Source organism: Brevundimonas sp. M1A4_2e, from assembly GCF_053345555.1.
Window position 1 is genome coordinate 176511 of the sequence record NZ_JBKFAI010000001.1, and the last position, 16939, is coordinate 193449.

Genomic DNA, 16939 nt, shown 5'->3' on the forward strand with positions numbered 1-16939 from the left:
TATGGCGTTAAAGCCTCGCGACATCGCCCTGCGCGCCGCCTCTGCGGTCGTGCTGGCCCCGGCGGCGGTTCTGGCGACCTGGGCCGGGGGCGACTGGTTCTGCGCCTTAGTGGTCGCGGGCGCGGTGTTGCTGGCCTTCGAATGGGCCAGGATGTGCGCGCCCAGGCTGTGGCGGCCGATCGGCGTCGCGGTGGCTCTGGCCCTGGTCGTGGCGGTGATCGCCGCCCACGTCGGCCAGATTTCCCTAGCGCTGGTGTTGATGGTGTTCGGAGCGCTGGCGGCGGGCCTGTTCGCCCGGACGCGCGGCCAGTCGGCGCTTGATACCGCCTATGGCGTGCTATACCTCGGCTGGCCCTGCGTTCTGTTGATCTGGCTGCGCGACCTGCATGAAGTGCAGGGGCTGTACTGGACCGTGCTGGTCTTCGCCGTCGCCTGGTCGGCGGACATTCTGGCCTATCTGGTCGGCAGCTTCGTCGGCGGCCCGAAGCTGTGGCCGCGCTTTTCGCCGAACAAGACCTGGTCCGGCTTCATCGGCGGGCTGACCGCCGGGATGATCGCCGGCGCCGCAATGGCGGGCTGGCTGGACATGGGGATGCTGACGGCCGTCTGGGGCGGGGTGCTGGGCCTGACCGCCGCCCTGGCCACCATGGGCGGCGATCTGTGGGAGTCGGCGCTGAAGCGGCGTTTCGGCGTCAAGGACGCGGGCAATCTGATTCCAGGCCACGGAGGTCTGCTGGACCGCGTCGACGGCCTGATGTTCGCCGTGGTCGTGGTCGCCGCCGGGCGGCTGATCGTCCTCATGCTGGAGCGGGCGGCGTGATCGCGCGGCGCGTCACGATTCTGGGCTCGACCGGGTCGGTCGGCTCGTCGACGCTGGACCTCATGGAACAGACGCAAGGCGCGGACTCTGCGCGGTTCGAGGTCGAGGCCCTGACCGGCGGCGCCAATATCGCCCGGCTGGCCGAGCAGGCGCGCCGCTGGCGGCCGCGCATCGCCGTAACAGCCGATCCCGCGCGTCTGGATGAACTGCGCGAAGCCCTGACGGGAACCGGGATCGAGACGGCGGCCGGCCCCGACGCCATCGTGGAAGCAGCCACGCGCCCGGCCGACTGGATCATGGCCTCCATCGTCGGCGCGGCGGGCCTGCGGTCGGCCTGGGCGGCGGCGGGGACGGGCGCCACCCTGGCCCTGGCGAATAAGGAGAGCCTGGTCTGCTGCGGTCCTGCGCTGATCGAGCGGGTCCGGCGCAGCGGGGGCCAGCTGATCCCGGTCGATTCCGAGCACTCCGCCATCTTTCAGGTCTTCCCGCTTGAGGCGCCTGAGCGGGTGTCCAAGCTGGTGCTGACCGCGTCGGGCGGGCCGTTCCGCACTCTGCCCCGCTCGGCCATGACGCGTATCACGCCCGAGCAGGCGATCGCCCATCCGAACTGGAGCATGGGCGCCAAGATTTCGGTCGACAGCGCCACCATGGCCAACAAGGGGCTGGAACTAATCGAGGCCGCCTATCTGTTCGACATGCCGGGCGAACGGATCGATGTGGTCGTCCACCCGGAATCGATCATCCACAGCCTTGTGGAATATGTGGATGGTTCGACGCTGGCCCAGATGGGGCCGCCGGACATGAGGACGCCGATCGCCTGCGCCCTGTCCTGGCCCGACCGACTGGCCTGGCCCGCGCCTAAGCTGGACCTGGCGTCGCTGGGACGACTGACCTTCGAGGCGCCGGATGAGGCGCGCTTTCCGGCCCTGAGGCTGGCGCGCGAAGCCCTGGCGGCGGGCGGCGCGGCGCCGATCGTCTTCAATGCGGCCAACGAAGTGGCGGCTCTGGCGTTTCTTGACCGACGGCTGGGCTTTCTCAATATTGCCGCAGTCGTCGCCGACACCCTTGAGAAGGCGACCAGCGCGGGCGTGTCTTGCGGTTCGGACGATGCCTGCGATGCGGCTCTGGCCGTCGATGCGCAGGCGCGGCGGATTGCGAGCGACGTCATCGCCTCGCTGAACATGGCTGCCTGAGGGCGCAGGAGAGACGAGCGGCATGTTAGGCGCGATCAGCCAGATTCTGACCTATGTCGTGCCGTTTCTGCTCGTCCTGACGCTGGTCGTGACGGTGCACGAACTCGGGCACTTCCTGACCGCGCGCGCCTTTGGCGTGAAGATGGACCGCTTCGCCATCGGGTTTGGCCGCGCCCTCTTCAAACGCACTGACAAACACGGCGTCGAATGGCGCGTCGGCTGGCTGCCGCTGGGCGGTTACGTCAAGTTTTCCGGCGATCTGGATGCGACCGGCGTGCCCGACCGGGCCGGGTTGGAGGCGATGCGCAAGCAGCTTGTCGCGGCCCACGGGCCGGGCGCTGAGCGCGACTATCTGTATTTCAAGCCGCTGTGGCAGCGCGCCCTGGTCGTGGCGGGCGGTCCGTTCGCCAACTTCGTCCTGGCCATTTTCATCTTCACCCTGCTGTTCAGCCTGGTCGGCGTCGAGCTTCGTCCGGCGCGGGTGATGCAGGTGCAGGCGGGATCGCCCGCCGCCGCCGCCGGTTTCCAGCAGGGCGACCTGATCACCCACGTCAACGGCAAGCTGATCTCTGACGGCGGCGAGGTGACGCGCGTCGTGGCCCTGAGCAGCGGCGATCCAGTGCGCTTCACTGTCGAGCGTGGCGATCAGGCGGTGCAACTGACCGCCACGCCTGAGCGCCGGGTCGAGACCGATCGCATCGCCGGCCGGGTCAGCGTGGGCCGCATCGGCCTGGCCCTGGGCTCGACGCGCGACGAGATCCGTCACGTCCGTTACGGCCCGGTCGCGGCCGTGGGGCAGGGCGTGCGCGAGACGGGCGCTATCCTGAACACGACCCTGACCTATATCGGCCGCATCTTCACCGGCCGCGAGTCGGGCGATCAGTTCAGCGGGCCGCTGGGCATCGCCAAGGCTTCCGGCGCCCTGACCAACGCCGCCGTGGCGGCCAATCCCGAGCCCTGGGCCATCGTCCGCAATCTGTTGCTGACGCTGACGAGCTTCGCGGCCATACTTTCGGTCGGAATCGGCTTTTTAAATCTGATGCCCATTCCCGTCCTGGATGGGGGGCACCTGCTGTTCTACGCTTACGAAGCCGTGGCGCGCCGTCCGATGGCGGCCAGGGTTCAGGAGGCGGGATATCGGGTCGGTCTTGCTTTGCTGGCGGGTTTGATGTTGTTCGCGACCTGGAACGATCTGCAGAAGCTCAATCTCTTCAAATTCCTCGGCGGGCTCGTCTCGTGAGCCGACGCCAGCCCCCGATGGTATCCGCATGAATCAAAACGACAGTCGCCTCATGACCCAGACCCGTGGCCGCATTATCGGGGTCAGCGCCCTGGCCCTGACCTTCGCCGCCGGCCTCGCGAGCCCCGCGCTGGCGCAACAGACGCCCAACGTCGTTGTTCAGGAAGCGCCGCCTCAGGCTGATCGCGCCGTGGTCAACCGCATCGTGGTGCGCGGCAACGAACGGATCGACCAGACGACGGTCCTCTCCTACCTGCCGATTCAGCCGGGGGACACCATCGACGCCGTGACCATCGACGTGGCGGTGCGGACCCTGTCGCGCACGGGGCTGTTCGCCGACGTCCAGCTGGGCCTGCAGGCGAACGGCGACCTGATCGTCGAGATCGCCGAGAACCCGATCATCAACCAGGTGACGTTCGAGGGTAACAAGGCGCTGGCCGAGAAGAAGCTGCGCGACGAGGTCACCATCAAGCCGCGCGGCATCTACACCCGCGCGCGGGTGCAGGAAGATGTCGGCAAGATCGTCGAACTGTACCGCCTGTCGGGCCGCATCTCGGCGACGGTGACGCCCAAGCTGGTCCAGCTGGACCAAAACCGGGTCGACGTCGTGTTCGAGATCGACGAGGGGCCTGAGACGGGCATCGCGGCCATCACCTTCCTGGGCAATCGGGCGTTCTCGGACAGCGACCTGGCTGGGGTCATGGTGACGAAGACCTCCAAGTGGTGGCGGCTGTTCAGCTCCAACGACAACTACGATCCGAACCGGCTGGATTACGACCGGGAACAGCTGCGTAAATTCTATACGAACCGCGGCTATTACGACTTCCGCATCCTGTCGTCCGTGGCTGAGCTGAAGCCCGACAACAGCGCCTTCGGCGTCACCGTCACGGTGGATGAAGGGGATCGCTACAACTTCGGCGAGATCAAGGTCGTCACGGAGAATGACCGCCTGAACGCCGACTTCCTGCAGTTGCTGCTGCCGATCCGTAAGGGCGACCTGTACGAGAGCGATCGCATCCAGGCGGCGGTCGATACCCTGACCTTCGCCGCCGGTTCGGCCGGTTACGCCTTCGTCGAAATCAATCCGACCTATCGCGCGGACCCCGAGACGGACACCGTCAACGTCACCTTCAATGTCCGCGAAGGCCAGCGTGTCTACATCGACCGCATCAATGTGGTCGGCAACACCCGCACCCTGGACAGCGTCATCCGCCGCGAGCTGATGGTGGGCGAGGGCGACGCCTTCAACCGCTCGCTGGTCGAGCGGTCGCGCAATAACCTGCGCGCCCTGGGCTTCTTCAAGGACGTCAAGATCGAAGAGACGCGCGGCAGCGCGCCGGACCGTTCCGTCGTCAACGTCACAGTGGAAGAACAGCCCACCGGCGAACTGTCGGTCGGCGCGGGCTTCAGCTCGGTCGACTCCTTCGTGCTGAACCTGGGCATCACCGAGCGCAACTTCCGGGGTCGCGGCCAGAACGTCGTGGCCCGCGCCGAATGGGGTTCGCTGCGCCAGCAGATCGACTTCCGCTTCACCGAGCCCAAATTCCTGGGTCGCGACGTGCGCGCGGGCTTCGACCTGTTCCACACCCGCTACGACCTCAGCAAATATTCGTCCTATGACTATCGTTCGACGGGCGGCGGGGTGCGCATCACCTATCCGCTGAACGGTTACGCCAGCTTCAGCGCCCGCTACTTCCTGAAGGATGACGAGGTCATCATCCCGTACGGCTATTGCGGCGGCGTCGGCGCCGGCTCGTCGGCCCTGTGCGATCAGGCGGGCTCGTACCTGAACTCCTCGGCGGGCTACACCCTGCTGGTGAACCGGTTGAACGATCCCGTGCGCCCGACGCGCGGCTGGACCGCCTCCCTGCGTCAGGATTTCGCCGGCATCGGCGGCGACGTGAACTACATCAGGACCGAGGCGGACGCCTCCTGGTACTATGGCATCCGTCCGAACTGGGTGGTCAGCTTCCAAGGCCAGACCGGCTACGTCAGCGGTTGGAACGGCGATCCGATCCGGATCAACGACCGCTTCTTCAAGGGCGGAAACACCTTCCGTGGCTTTGAGACGGCCGGTATGGGCGCGCGCGACCTGACCACGACCGACGCCCTGGGCGGCAACTTCTACGCCATCGGTACGGTCGAGCTGACCGTGCCGAACATGCTGCCCGATGAATACGGCATCAAGACCTCGCTGTTCGCGGACTTCGGTACGATCGGCAAGCTGGACGATCGCTATCTGATCGATCCCTCGACGGGTCTGCGTAACCCCAACATCGTCGACGACCTGGCCTTGCGCGCAGCGGCCGGCGTCAGCATCCACTGGCGTTCGCCGATGGGGCCGATCCGTTTCGACCTGTCCAAGGTCTTGAACCGCGAAGACTACGACAAGACCGAGACGTTCCGCTTCTCGACCTCCACCCAATTCTAACTGCGGTCTGACCGCCGTCACTAAGGCTTAGATTATGAAACTCATCGCCATCGGCGCCTTCGCCCTTGCTTCGCTGACCGCCTCGGCCGCCCTGGCCCAGTCGCAGGGCCCGGCCAATCCCGGCCCGGCCATCCCCGGCGTCTGCGTCTACTTCAACCAACGCGTCCTGGCCCAGTCGACCGTCGGCCAGGCCGTGCAGACCCGCATGGAACAGCTGGCGCAGGAAGTTCAGGGCGAGATTCAGCCTTACGCCACCACCATTCAGTCCGAAGCCCAGGCCCTGCAGCAAGGTGCCGCGACCATCCCGGCCGACCAGATGAACCAGCGCCGCCAGCAGCTGCAGCAGCGCATCCAGGAAGCCCAGCAACTGGAAGCCACGCGCGAGAATGAACTGCGCTACACCCTGGCTGAACAGCGCCGCAAGATTTCGGAGGCCATCGAGCCCCTGCTGGTCGCCGTCTATCAGGAGAAGGGCTGCGGCATCATGCTCGACCGTGAGAGCGTCTTCATCATGAACCCGGCCATGGACGTGACCGACACTGTGATCCAGCGCCTGAACGCCCAGCTGCCGACGCTGAGCTTCAACCGCATGCCGGTTCCGGCCCAGCCGCAGTCGTAAGACGGGCCATGCCCGATCCGAGGTTCTTTCAGACCCTGTCGCCCCTGACGGTCGCCGCCCTCGCCGAGCATATCGGCGGGGAGGTGGTCCGGGGCGGCGATGTCGTCATCTCGGCCGTTGCGCCCCTGTCCAGTGCGGACCGGGGCGCGATTGCGTTTTTAGGCGACCGCAAGTTCGCCGCTGCTCTGGCCGAGACGAAGGCCGGTTGCGTGATCGTGCCGTCGTCGGCCGTGGATGCGGCGCCCACTGACGCCGCCGTCATCGTGTCGGGCGAGGCTCAGGCCGCTTGGGCGCGGGCGTCGGCCCTGCTGCATCGGCCGGTCCGTCTGGATCGCGCGATCAGCGCCGCCGAGGCCGCCGAGGACGACACTGTGGTGATCGAACCGGGCGTGATCCTGGGCGAGGGCGTCCGCATCGGCCGGGGCAGCCGCATCGGCGCCAACACCGTGATCGGGCCGGGCGTGCAGATCGGCCGCGACTGCCTGATCAGCCCCGGCGTCACCGTCGGCTTCGCCCTGCTGGGCGACCGGGTGAAGCTGCTTGCGGGCGCGCGCATCGGCGAGGCGGGCTTCGGCGCCGCCGGGTCGAAGGCCGGGCCTGTCGACATTCCCCAACTGGGGCGCGTCATCCTGCAGGACGGGGTGACGGTCGGGGCCAACTCCTGCATCGACCGGGGCGCCTATGACGACACCGTCGTCGGCGAGAACACCAAGATCGATAACCTGGTCATGATCGGCCACAACTGCGTCATCGGCCGCAACAACCTGATGGCGGCCCACACCGGCATCTCCGGGTCGGTCACCAGCGGCGACAACTGCATCTTCGGCGGCCGGGCGGGCGTGGGCGACCACATCACCATCGGCGAAGGCGCCCGCGTCGCGGCCGGCGGCGGCGTCCTGGCCGATGTTCCGCCGGGCGAGATCTGGTCCGGCTATCCCGCCAAGCCGCTTCGCCAGTTCTTGCGCGAGACGGTATGGCTGTCCAAACAGGCGTCCCAGAAGAAGGGCGCGAAGGAATCGAAAGAATGAGCGAAGACAACAAGATCGACTACGCCGAGGTGATGCGTCGCCTGCCGCATCGCTACCCCTTCCTGCTGGTCGACAAGGCCGAGGACTTCGTGGCGGCGACCTCGATCGTCGGCATCAAGAACGTCACCCACAACGAGCCCTTCTTCCCCGGCCACTTCCCGATCGATCCGGTCATGCCGGGCGTCCTGATCGTCGAAGCCATGGCCCAGACGGGCGCCCTGCTGATGTCCAAGTCGCTGGACGTGGCCGTGGCGGACAAGGTCATCATGTTCATGTCGATCGACGGCGTGCGCTTCCGCAAGCCCGCGCGTCCGGGCGACCAGCTGCGCATGGAGGTCAAGGTGATCAAGGCGCGCGGCGACGCCTATAAGTTCCGCGGCGAGACCTTCATCGACGGCAAGCTGGCCGCCGAAGCCGAGTTCATGGCCATGGTCGTCACCGTGGCGGAGCCCGCCCAGTGACCATCCACCCGACCGCCGTTGTCGACGCCTCGGCGACCCTGGCGGACGGGGTCGTCATCGGCCCTTGGTGCACGGTCGGACCGGGCGTGACCCTGGCCGAGGGCGTGACTCTGGTCAGCCATGTGGTGATCCAGCAGGATGCGAGCGTCGGCGCGAACACGACGATCCATCCCTTCGCCGTCATTGGCGGCGATCCGCAGCACGGCGGATACAAGGGCGAGCCGGTGCGGCTGGAGATCGGCGAGAACAACCTGATCCGCGAGCACTGCACCTTCAACCGGGGCACGCCTCAAGGAAGCGGCGTCACCCGTGTCGGCTCGAACAACCTGTTCATGACCGGCGCCCACGTCGGCCACGACTGCGTGGTCGGCGACAACGTCGTCATGGCCAACAACGCCACCCTGGGCGGCCACGCCCAGATCGGCGACAAGGTCTTCCTGGGCGGCCTTTGCGCCGTGCACCAGAACGGCCGGGTCGGGCAGGGCGCCATCGTCGGCGGTCTGGCCGCCGTGACGCGCGACGTCATTCCCTACGGCTCGGCTTGGGGCAACCACGCCAGCCTGCACGGCCTCAATCTGATCGGGCTGAAGCGCAAGGGCTACGGCAAGGACGCGGTGCGCCGCCTGCTGGCCGCCTATCGCGACCTGTTCGAGGGCGACGGCGTCTTCGCCGAGCGTCTGGACCGGGTTGAGCAGGCCTATGCCGACCTGCCCGAGATCATGGAGATCGTCGCCTTCATCCGTGACGGCGGCAAGCGCCCGCTGTGCCTGCCGGGCGCGGAATGACGACCGCGCCCAAGCTGGCCCTGATCGCGGGTTCTGGCGATCTGCCCATCCGCGTCGCCCAGCGGTGCGAAGCCGATGGGCGCGAGGTCTTCATCATCCGCCTGAAGGGCTTCGCCGACGCCCACCTGCACCGCTGGCCCGGGCAGGACTTCGGCATGGCCGAGATCGGCAAGATCGTGAAGGCCATGCGCGCTGAGGGCTGCCGGGCTGTCTGTCTGGCGGGCTACGTCAACCGGCCGGATTTCAAGACGTTGAAGCCTGATCTTAAGGGCGCGTCCCTGCTGCCCGGCATCATCGCGGCGGCGTCCAAGGGCGATGACGCCCTGCTGCGGAAGATCCTGTCGGTATTCGAGGATGAAGGCTTCGCCGTCGAGGGCGCGGACGATCTCCTAGGCGGCGAGATGCTGGCGGCTGGGGCGCTGGGCCGCGTTGCGCCGACCGGTGAGCAGCTTTCGGATCTGAGGAAGGCGCTGCACGTCGCTGAAAAATCGGGCGAACTGGACATCGGTCAGGGCGCGGTCGTCTGCGACGGCCTGGTGCTGGCGGTCGAGGCGCAGGAAGGCACGGACGAGATGCTGCGCCGCGTGGCGCATCTGCCCGCCGACCTGCGCGGCTCGCCGGGTTTCGTGCGCGGCGCGTTGGGCAAGGCGCCCAAGCCGATCCAGGATCTCCGCGTCGACATGCCGGTGATCGGGCCGACCACGGTCGAACTGGCCGCCGCCGCGGGCCTGGCGGGGATCGGCGGGTTTGAGGGACGGCTGATCGTCATCGACCACGAAAGTCTGGTCGAGGCGGCCGATCGTCTGGGCCTGTTCGTCTGGGGCGTTGAGCGATGAGCCGTCCTCTGAAAGTCATGCTCGTGGCGGCCGAGGCCTCGGGCGACGCTCTGGGCGCCGGGCTGGCGCGAGCGCTGAAGACGCGGCTGGGCGACGACGTGGTCTTCGTCGGCGTGGGCGGCCCCAAGATGGCGGCCGAGGGCGTCGTCAGCCCCTTCGATATCGCCGAACTGTCGATCCTGGGCTGGATCGAAGGGCTGAAGGCTTATGGCCGGGTCAAGAAGCGCGTGGCCGAGACGGCGGCGCTGGCGGCGGCTGAAAAGCCGGACGCCGTGGTGCTGATCGACAGCTGGGGCTTCACCATCCGCGTGGCCCAGGCGATCCGCGCCGCCTCGCCGAAGACGCCGCTGATCAAATACGTCGGGCCGCAGGTGTGGGCCTCGCGACCGGGCCGGGCCAAGACGCTGGCCGGGGCGGTGGATCACCTGCTGGCCCTCTATGCGCTGGATGCGCCGTGGTTCGAGAAGGCGGGCTTGCCGACGACCGTCGTCGGCTCGCAGGCGCTGCACGTCGATATGGCGGGGGCCGACGGCGCCCGGTTCCGCGCGGCGCGGGGCATTGCGGCGGATGCGCCGCTGCTGCTGGTCCTGCCGGGCAGCCGACCCAGCGAGATCACGCGCATGACGCCCGTCTATGAAGACGCGGCGAAGCGTCTGAAGGCCGAGATTCCGAGGTTGGAGGTCGCCGTCGTCGCGGCGGGCACCGTCGCCGCCGATGTGGCGGGGCGCGTCGCCGCCTGGCCGTTCCGCGCCCACGTCGTGCAGGAAGCCGACAAGTACGACGCGATGAAGGCTGCGAACGCCGCCCTGGCCACCAGCGGCACGGTCTCGACCGAACTGGCGCTAGCGGGCGCGCCCATGGTCATCGCCTACAAGATCGACGGGCTGAGCTACGCCCTGATGAAACGACTGGTGACGGCCAAACACATCACCCTGTTCAACATCGCCGCCGATGAAGCCATCGCGCCGGAGTTCATCCAGCATGAGGCGACGCCGCAGGCCCTGGCCAAGGCGATGGGGCGGTTGCTGACCGATCGCGAGGCGGCGGCCGATCAGGCGTGCCGTCAGACCGAGGCGCTGGACCTGATGGGGCGCGGCGGACCGGACCCGTCGGACCTGGCGGCGGATGCGGTGCTGCGGGTGATTGCGGCGAAGGCGGGCTAACTCGCCGTCATCCCGGCCGCAGCCCCGCAGGGGCGAAGAGCCGGGACCGTCCAAGGCGCAGCGGATCGGTGTTCGGCGTTTCCGCCGGTCCCGGATAGCCCTTCGGGCTTCGGGGACGACGCGAGGGTGGGGGCTTAGGCCAGCAAAGCCCGCGTCGCGGCTTCCACGTCCGCCTGGCGCATCAGGCTTTCGCCGACCAGCAGGGCGCGGGCGCCCGCATCCGCCACGCGCGCTACATCCTCCGGCGTAAACAGGCCGCTTTCGGCGACCAGCAGCGCGCCGGCCGGGCTCATCGCCGCCAGTTGCTCCGTCGTCGCCAGATCGACCTCGAAGGTCCGCAGCGAGCGGTTGTTGACGCCGATCAAGGCGTCGTCGCGGCCCTCGACCAGTTGGGCGGCGCGCGCCATCTCGTCCGCGTCGTGCGTCTCGATCAGGGCGTCCATGCCCCAGCGGGTCGCCTCGGTGAGCAGTTCGGCGGCCAGGGCGTCGTCCACCATGTCCATGATGATCAGGATGCAGTCGGCGCCGAGCGCCCGGCTCTCGGCCACCTGCCACCGATCGACCAGAAAGTCCTTGCGCAGGCAGGGCAGGGCGACGGCGGCGCGCGCGGCAGTCAGATAGGCGTCGTCGCCCTGAAAGCTGGGGCCGTCGGTAAGAACGGACAGACACGACGCGCCGCCGCGCTCATAGGCCTGCGCCAGGACGAGCGGGTCGAAGTCGGCGCGGATCAACCCCTTGGACGGACTGGCCTTCTTGATCTCGGCGATCAGGCCCGGGCGGCCGGTTTCGGCGAAGCGGCTGGCCAGGGCGGCGCGGAAGCCGCGCGGGGCCGAGGCTTCACGTGCGCGGGCCTCAACGGCGTCCTGGGATGTGGCGGCCTTGCGGGCGGCGACATCCTCGCGCTTGTAGGCGGCGATGCGGTCCAGAACGTCGCTCATCAGGCGTCCTCGTCTTCGATCGGCGCGTGGGAGACGCGCACCAGTTCAGCCAGGGCGGCGGCGGCGCGGTCGTCGTCGATGACGGCGGCGGCGATCTCTGCGCCCGATTTCAAATCCTGGGCCCGGTCGGCCACCACCAGGGCCGCGGCGGCGTTCAGCAGGACGATGTCGCGATAGGGGCCGCGCTCGCCTGCCAGCAGGGCGGTCAGGGCCGCCGCGTTATGCTCGGCGTCGCCGCCGCGCAGGTCGTCCAGAGTGGCCAGCGGCAGTCCGGCGTCGGCGGGCGTGACGGTGAAGCGGCGCACGGCGCCGTCCTTCCATTCCGCCACCTCGGTCGGGCCTGTGGTGGTCAGTTCGTCCAGGCCCTGGCCGTTGACGGTCCAGGCGCGCCGGGCGCCCAGGCGGCCCAGCACCTCGGCCAGCGGCTCCAGCAGGGCGGGGTCGTAGACGCCCATGACCTGATGCGTCGCGCCCGCCGGATTGCACAGCGGTCCCAGCAGGTTGAACACGGTGCGGAAGCCGATCTCGCCGCGCACCGGCCCGACGTGACGCATGGCGCCATGATAGGTCGGTGCGAACAGGAAGGCGACGCCGGCCCGGTCCAGCGCCCGCGCCTGCTGGGCGGGCGTGGCGTCCAGATTGACGCCCAGGGCGGCCAGAACGTCGGACGACCCGGACTTGGAGCTGACGGCGCGGTTGCCGTGCTTGGCGACCTTCAGCCCTGCGCCCGCCAGCACGAAGGCGGCGGCCGTCGAGACATTGTAGGTGTGCTGGCCGTCGCCGCCGGTGCCGCAGGTGTCGATCACCTCGTCGAACGGGTGGTTCAGCGATAGGGCGGCCTCGCGCATGGCGCTGGCGAAGGCGACGATCTCGTCCACCGTCTCGCCGCGGATGCGCAGGGCGGTGACGGCGGCGGCGACCTGGGACGGGGTGGGCTCGCCGCGCAGGCAGGCGGCGAAGAAGGCCTTGGCCTCGTCCAGGGTCAGCACCTGGCCGTCGACCAGCTTGGCCAGCAGGGGCTTGATGGTGTCCATGGCGTCAGACCGTCTTCAGACGCCGGACGCCCGCCAGGTCCAGGAAGTTGGCGATCATCTCGTGGCCGTGTTCGGTGGCGATGGATTCCGGGTGGAACTGGACGCCGTGGATGGGGCGCGTGCGGTGCGAGAGGCCCATGATCTCGCCGTCCTCGGTCCAGGCGGTGACCTCCAGCGCGTCGGGCAGGGTCTCGCCGCGCACGGCCAGGGAGTGGTAGCGCGTCGCCGTGAAGGGCGAGGGCAGGCCGCCGAAGACGCCGCGTCCTTCATGCAGGATGGGCGAGGTCTTGCCGTGCATCAGGGTCTTGGCGCGCACCACCTGGCCGCCAAAGGCCTGGCCGATCGACTGGTGGCCCAGGCAGACCCCGAGGATGGGCATGGTCTCGGCCGCCGTCTCGATCAGCGACAGGCAGATGCCCGCCTGATCGGGGGCGCAGGGACCGGGCGACAGCAGGACGGCCTCGGGCTTCAGCGCCCAAGCCTCTTCGACCGTCAGGTCGTCGTTGCGGACGACGTGCGTCTGCGCGCCCAGCTCTGCGAGGTAGTGGACGAGGTTGTAGGTGAAGCTGTCGTAGTTATCGACGACGAGGATCATGGCGAAGGCTTCTTGAAGACGGGGAGGCAAGGCGGCCCAAGCATGGAAGGCAAACGGGCCGATTGAAAGCGGACGTTAAGCTGTCCGGGCGATACAGGAGCATCGCCATCGGAAGAAATCCGTCTTGACCCCTGTAGAATGCATCCGTGACGCCCGCGCCCTGTTGAACGAGGCGCCGAGCGAGCCACCCAAGCCGCTGCGCCTGCTGGCGGCGGCCGCCTTCGCCGCGACGACGGCGGTTCTGTTGGCCGGAACCATGGTCGTGGGCCCCGGCGTATCGTTTGACCAGGCTGCCACGGTTTCCAATCCTTAGCCGTCAGAACCCTGGCCGCGCGTGGTCGCGGTGAATCGCCACGCGTCCTCGGCCGCCTTCATCGGCGCGCGGGCTTTCGCCAGCGTTTCAGCATATTCGGCGGCCGGATCGCTGTCGGCGACAACGCCCGCGCCGGCCTGAACGAAGATCTGGCCCTTGGCGAACATGGCGGTGCGCAGGACGATGCAGATGTCCGCCTCGCCATTGGCCGAGATGTAGCCGACGCCGCCGCCGTAACCGACGCCGCGCTTTTCGCTTTCAAGCTCGTCGATGACCTCCATGGCCCGCACCTTGGGCGCGCCAGACAGGGTGCCGGCGGGCAGGGCGGCCAGAAGGGTGTCCACCGCGTCCAGCTTCGGATCGGCGGCGCCGTTCACGTTGGAGACGATGTGCATGACCTGGCTGTAGCGCTCGACCACGAAGCTTTCCGTGACTTCGACCGAGCCGGGCGAGGAAACGCGGCCCACGTCGTTGCGGCCCAGGTCCAGCAGCATCAGATGCTCGGCCCGCTCCTTGGGATCGGCCAGCAGTTCGGCTTCCAGCGCCTTGTCCTGCTCGGGCGTGGCGCCGCGCGGGCGGGTGCCGGCCAGGGGGCGGATGGTGACGCGGCCGTCTTTCAGCCGGACCAGAATTTCCGGGCTGGACCCAGCCAGCTGGAAATCCACATAGTCGAGGAAGAACAGATAGGGCGACGGATTGCCGCGACGCAGCGAGCGATAGAAGCCGAACGGGTCCTGGCCCCAGGGCGCCGAGAAGCGATGCGCCAGCACGACCTGGAAGATGTCGCCCGCGGCGATGTAGTCCTTGGCCCGCGCCACCATCCGGCCGAAGGCGGCCTCATCGACGGGGGAGTGGAAATCGGGCGCCGGGACCGGCTCGACTTCGCGCTGGATCGGCAGGGGGCCGCGCAAGCGGTCCTCGAAATCCTCCAGCCGGGCCTCGGCGGCGGCGTAGGCCTGAGCCGGGTCCGTCACCGTGTCGGGATAGGCGGCGGCGATCAGGACGATCTCGTGCTTCACCGAATCGAAGATGGCGACCAGCGCCGGGCGCGCCATGACGGCGTCGGACAGGTCCAGCGGGTCCGGGTTGGCCGGGCCCAGCGGCTCCAGCAAGCGCACCATGTCATAGCCGAACACGCCGAACAGACCGGCGGCCATGGGGGGCAGGTCAGCGGGCAGCTCGAACTTCGTCGCCGCGATCAGGGCGCGCAGGGATTCCAGCGCGGGCCGGTCTTCCGGCGTGAAGGTTTCCGTCAGGACGTCGGCGCCGCGCGCGATCTCGGCCTTGCCGTCCCGACAGCGCCAGACCACGTCGGGCGACAGGGTGACGAAGGAATAGCGGCCGTTGACGGCGCCGCCTTCGACGGACTCGAACAGGCTGGCGTAGCGCCGCCCGTGCCCGACCTTCAGGAAGGCCGAGACGGGTGTTTCAAGATCATCGACCAGACGGCGGACCAGAACCTGGGGGCGGCCCGCCGTCAGGCCGGCGATGAAGGCGTCGCGGTCTTGCAGCATTACTTCTTGGCGGGAGCGGCCGGGGCCGCCGCCGGAGCGGCGGGGGCTTCGACGCCCAGGGCCTGAAGGGCCAGGGCCGGGTCATTGCGCGACTTGGTGCGTGCGGCGGCGGCGGCGATGGTGCGGTCAGCCATCGTGTTGGCCAGTTCCTCGGTCAGGCGCGCCCGGGCTTGTTCAGCCAGCGGCGCCGCCTGCGCCGGATCAGCGGCGTGGATGGCGTCGACACGGCCGACCACGAAGCTGTCCTGGGCCTGCTGACCCGAGAAGACCTGGCCCTTGGACTGACCGAACAGACCGCGCAGCACGCCGTCGCCGACCTGAGCCTGCGACTCGCGGCTTTGCTGGACGGCGGTGCGGACCGTCAACTGGGCGCCGGCGTCGGCAGCGACCTTGGCGATGTCTTCACCGGCGCGGATGCGACCGGCCAGCTCTTCAGCCTTGGCCGACAGCAGACGGGCGTTCTCACGCATCGTCCATTGCTGGCCCAGCGGCGCGCGCACTTCGTCCAGCGTCGGCAGGGCCGACGGGCGGATCTCGTCCAGACGGACCGCGAAATACTGGCCGTCTCCGGCGTCGATGACGTCGCTCTCGCCGCCCTTGGACAGGGCGTAGGCGCTTTCCAGAACCTGACGCGGGGCGTTCATCGGCTGGCCGTCCGGCAGTTGGCCCTGTTCGGTGAAGGGCGGCAGCTGGATGACGCGGGCCTTGGCGGCGGTCGCGGCGTCGGCCAGGTTCTTGCCTTCCTGACGCGCCTTCTCGAACTGTTCGACCTTGGCGTAGGTCGCGGCCTTCACCGCTTCGGCCTGAAGCTCCTGAACCACGGCGGCGCGGGCGCTTTCCAGCGACACGGCCTGGCCAGCCTGGATCGCGGCGACCTTGGCGACCGTGAAGCCCAGACGGCCCTGGATCGGCGCCGACACCTGATCGGCGGCCAGGCCGAAGACGGCGGCGCCGACGGCGGGGTCGCCCACGGCGGCCTGCGGCGTGGCCTTGTAGTCGCCCAGTTGAATGTTGTTGGCCTTGGCGACCTCGGCCGGAGCCTTGCCGGCGCGCAGGTCGGCGGCGATCTTGTCGGCGGCGTCCTTGGTCGGGACCGTCAGGGTGACGAAGGTGCGCTTCTCCGGCTCGGCCAGGGCGGCCTTGCGGAACTCATAACGCTCCTTGATCTGCTCTTCGGCGATCGCCGGGCGGGCGTCGTTCGGGCCCGGCGAGAACAGGACCAGCGAGATCATGCGAAACTCGGGGCTGCGCAGGCGCGCTTCGTTTTCCTTCATGAAGGCGGTCAGCTGGGCGTCGGTCGGCGCGCCGGCGCGGCCCGCCATGGCTTGAGTGACCGAGAACCAGCGGCCGTCGCGCGTCTCCAGCGCCTGGCCCGCCAGCAGGGCGGCGTAGACGCGCGGCGCCTGCAGGCCAGCGAAGACGGCCGAGCCGACGTGGGCGGTGACATACTGGTCGCGCAGGTCGTCTTCCAGCATTTCGGACGTCAGGTTCTGCTGGGCCAGGGCCTGGGCGTACAGGTCTTTGTCGAACTGGCCCGTGATCTGGTTGAAGAAGGCGGGAATCTTGCGGATCTGGGCCAGGATCAGTTCCTTGCCCGGACGGATGCCGGCCTTATAGGCCCAGTCCAGGAAGCCCAGTCGCTGGGTCTGACTGTCGAGATACTGCTGGTGCAGGTTCTCCTTGACCATGTCGTCATAGCTGACGGGACGGCCGGCCTGTTCCTGAAGATTGGCGCGCACGCGCTCGAAGTCGGCGCGGAACTGCCCCGAATCCACGCTGCGGTCGCCGGCGCTGATGATGTGACGCGGCCCCAGGTTGGCGAAGATGTCGGATTGGGCGCCGACCACCAGGAAGCTGAGGATGATCAGGGCGAACAGGCCTGCGGCCCATTTCGACTTGGCGAAGTTTCGGAAGTACGTGATCATCGAAAAGAACCTGACGAGGGCCGGCGTCAAAGGGGCGCCAAGGG

At 68.5% G+C, this 16939-nt stretch carries 16 protein-coding genes; 11 read left to right on the top strand and 5 right to left on the bottom strand.

Going from position 1 to position 16939, the window contains the following annotated elements; translation table 11 throughout:
- Position 1: 1 nt before the first annotated feature.
- The 10 genes from ACLBV5_RS00870 to lpxB are packed head-to-tail and all read left to right on the top strand — an operon-like array spanning position 2 to position 10576.
- Positions 2 to 820, top strand: coding sequence for a phosphatidate cytidylyltransferase (locus ACLBV5_RS00870; protein ID WP_025977367.1), 819 nt, complete (start codon positions 2 to 4; stop codon positions 818 to 820).
- Complete coding sequence (gene dxr, locus ACLBV5_RS00875) at positions 817 to 2013, top strand: 1-deoxy-D-xylulose-5-phosphate reductoisomerase (RefSeq protein WP_447604548.1); 1197 nt, start codon at positions 817 to 819, stop codon at positions 2011 to 2013. Before ACLBV5_RS00870 ends, dxr begins: the two co-directional genes overlap by 4 nt.
- A 22-nt stretch (positions 2014 to 2035) precedes the next feature.
- Complete coding sequence (locus tag ACLBV5_RS00880) at positions 2036 to 3253, top strand: M50 family metallopeptidase (protein WP_134581085.1); 1218 nt, start codon at positions 2036 to 2038, stop codon at positions 3251 to 3253.
- Positions 3254 to 3305: 52 nt separating this feature from the next.
- The gene (bamA, locus tag ACLBV5_RS00885; protein WP_029972539.1) at positions 3306 to 5684 is read left to right on the top strand and encodes an outer membrane protein assembly factor BamA; all 2379 of its coding nucleotides are present in this window, start codon (positions 3306 to 3308) and stop codon (positions 5682 to 5684) included.
- Positions 5685 to 5718: 34 nt separating this feature from the next.
- Entirely contained in the window at positions 5719 to 6303 is a 585-nt protein-coding gene (locus ACLBV5_RS00890; RefSeq protein WP_303683061.1) for an OmpH family outer membrane protein, read from the top strand.
- A gap of 8 nt (positions 6304 to 6311) precedes the next feature.
- Entirely contained in the window at positions 6312 to 7331 is a 1020-nt protein-coding gene (lpxD, locus tag ACLBV5_RS00895; RefSeq protein ID WP_447604549.1) for a UDP-3-O-(3-hydroxymyristoyl)glucosamine N-acyltransferase, read from the top strand.
- Positions 7328 to 7792, top strand: coding sequence for a 3-hydroxyacyl-ACP dehydratase FabZ (gene fabZ / locus ACLBV5_RS00900; RefSeq protein ID WP_121483203.1), 465 nt, complete (start codon positions 7328 to 7330; stop codon positions 7790 to 7792). Before lpxD ends, fabZ begins: the two co-directional genes overlap by 4 nt.
- On the top strand, positions 7789 to 8577 hold the full coding sequence (lpxA, locus tag ACLBV5_RS00905) for an acyl-ACP--UDP-N-acetylglucosamine O-acyltransferase (RefSeq protein WP_134581083.1): 789 nt from the start codon (positions 7789 to 7791) through the stop codon (positions 8575 to 8577). The genes fabZ and lpxA overlap by 4 nt, the downstream gene beginning before the upstream one ends.
- Positions 8574 to 9413 (top strand): UDP-2,3-diacylglucosamine diphosphatase, encoded by an 840-nt coding sequence (lpxI, locus tag ACLBV5_RS00910; RefSeq protein ID WP_447604550.1) that lies wholly within the window; start codon positions 8574 to 8576, stop codon positions 9411 to 9413. Before lpxA ends, lpxI begins: the two co-directional genes overlap by 4 nt.
- Positions 9410 to 10576: a lipid-A-disaccharide synthase gene (gene lpxB, locus ACLBV5_RS00915; RefSeq protein WP_447604551.1), complete on the top strand. Its 1167-nt coding sequence runs from the start codon at positions 9410 to 9412 to the stop codon at positions 10574 to 10576. The genes lpxI and lpxB overlap by 4 nt, the downstream gene beginning before the upstream one ends.
- Before the next feature lie 134 nt (positions 10577 to 10710).
- Here the strand turns inward: lpxB and trpC are convergent, their stop codons facing one another.
- From trpC to ACLBV5_RS00930, 3 genes are read right to left on the bottom strand one after another with little or no spacing between them, the layout of a single operon-like run.
- The gene (trpC, locus tag ACLBV5_RS00920; RefSeq protein ID WP_447604552.1) at positions 10711 to 11514 is read right to left on the bottom strand and encodes an indole-3-glycerol phosphate synthase TrpC; all 804 of its coding nucleotides are present in this window, start codon (positions 11512 to 11514) and stop codon (positions 10711 to 10713) included.
- Positions 11514 to 12548: an anthranilate phosphoribosyltransferase gene (gene trpD / locus ACLBV5_RS00925; RefSeq protein ID WP_447604553.1), complete on the bottom strand. Its 1035-nt coding sequence runs from the start codon at positions 12546 to 12548 to the stop codon at positions 11514 to 11516. Before trpD ends, trpC begins: the two co-directional genes overlap by 1 nt.
- Positions 12549 to 12552: 4 nt before the next feature.
- A complete protein-coding gene (locus ACLBV5_RS00930) occupies positions 12553 to 13143 on the bottom strand; it encodes an anthranilate synthase component II (RefSeq protein WP_447604554.1) in 591 nt (196 codons plus the stop codon).
- A gap of 124 nt (positions 13144 to 13267) precedes the next feature.
- Here ACLBV5_RS00930 and ACLBV5_RS00935 point away from each other — a divergent pair, with 124 nt between their 5' ends.
- The gene (locus tag ACLBV5_RS00935; protein WP_134581078.1) at positions 13268 to 13456 is read left to right on the top strand and encodes a hypothetical protein; all 189 of its coding nucleotides are present in this window, start codon (positions 13268 to 13270) and stop codon (positions 13454 to 13456) included.
- On the opposite strand, the gene trpE is transcribed toward ACLBV5_RS00935, so the two are convergent.
- Positions 13453 to 14970, bottom strand: a complete 1518-nt coding sequence (gene trpE / locus ACLBV5_RS00940; protein ID WP_447604555.1) for an anthranilate synthase component I — start codon at positions 14968 to 14970, stop codon at positions 13453 to 13455. The genes ACLBV5_RS00935 and trpE overlap by 4 nt on opposite strands.
- Positions 14970 to 16895: a peptidylprolyl isomerase gene (locus tag ACLBV5_RS00945; protein ID WP_447604556.1), complete on the bottom strand. Its 1926-nt coding sequence runs from the start codon at positions 16893 to 16895 to the stop codon at positions 14970 to 14972. The genes trpE and ACLBV5_RS00945 overlap by 1 nt, the downstream gene beginning before the upstream one ends.
- Between the last annotated feature and the right edge of the window lie 44 nt (positions 16896 to 16939).

What these genes read in the sequence shown, in the direction of transcription:
- ACLBV5_RS00870 (WP_025977367.1), top strand. Translation starts at nt 2, where the DNA reads ATGGCGTTAAAGCCTCGCGACATCGCCCTGCGCGCCGCCTCTGCGGTC.
- bamA (WP_029972539.1), top strand. Translation starts at nt 3,306, where the DNA reads ATGACCCAGACCCGTGGCCGCATTATCGGGGTCAGCGCCCTGGCCCTG.
- trpE (WP_447604555.1), bottom strand. Translation starts at nt 14,970, where the DNA reads ATGCTGCAAGACCGCGACGCCTTCATCGCCGGCCTGACGGCGGGCCGC.
- fabZ (WP_121483203.1), top strand. Translation starts at nt 7,328, where the DNA reads ATGAGCGAAGACAACAAGATCGACTACGCCGAGGTGATGCGTCGCCTG.
- lpxI (WP_447604550.1), top strand. Translation starts at nt 8,574, where the DNA reads ATGACGACCGCGCCCAAGCTGGCCCTGATCGCGGGTTCTGGCGATCTG.
- ACLBV5_RS00945 (WP_447604556.1), bottom strand. Translation starts at nt 16,895, where the DNA reads ATGATCACGTACTTCCGAAACTTCGCCAAGTCGAAATGGGCCGCAGGC.
- ACLBV5_RS00880 (WP_134581085.1), top strand. Translation starts at nt 2,036, where the DNA reads ATGTTAGGCGCGATCAGCCAGATTCTGACCTATGTCGTGCCGTTTCTG.
- trpC (WP_447604552.1), bottom strand. Translation starts at nt 11,514, where the DNA reads ATGAGCGACGTTCTGGACCGCATCGCCGCCTACAAGCGCGAGGATGTC.
- trpD (WP_447604553.1), bottom strand. Translation starts at nt 12,548, where the DNA reads ATGGACACCATCAAGCCCCTGCTGGCCAAGCTGGTCGACGGCCAGGTG.
- lpxB (WP_447604551.1), top strand. Translation starts at nt 9,410, where the DNA reads ATGAGCCGTCCTCTGAAAGTCATGCTCGTGGCGGCCGAGGCCTCGGGC.
- ACLBV5_RS00930 (WP_447604554.1), bottom strand. Translation starts at nt 13,143, where the DNA reads ATGATCCTCGTCGTCGATAACTACGACAGCTTCACCTACAACCTCGTC.
- ACLBV5_RS00890 (WP_303683061.1), top strand. Translation starts at nt 5,719, where the DNA reads ATGAAACTCATCGCCATCGGCGCCTTCGCCCTTGCTTCGCTGACCGCC.
- lpxD (WP_447604549.1), top strand. Translation starts at nt 6,312, where the DNA reads ATGCCCGATCCGAGGTTCTTTCAGACCCTGTCGCCCCTGACGGTCGCC.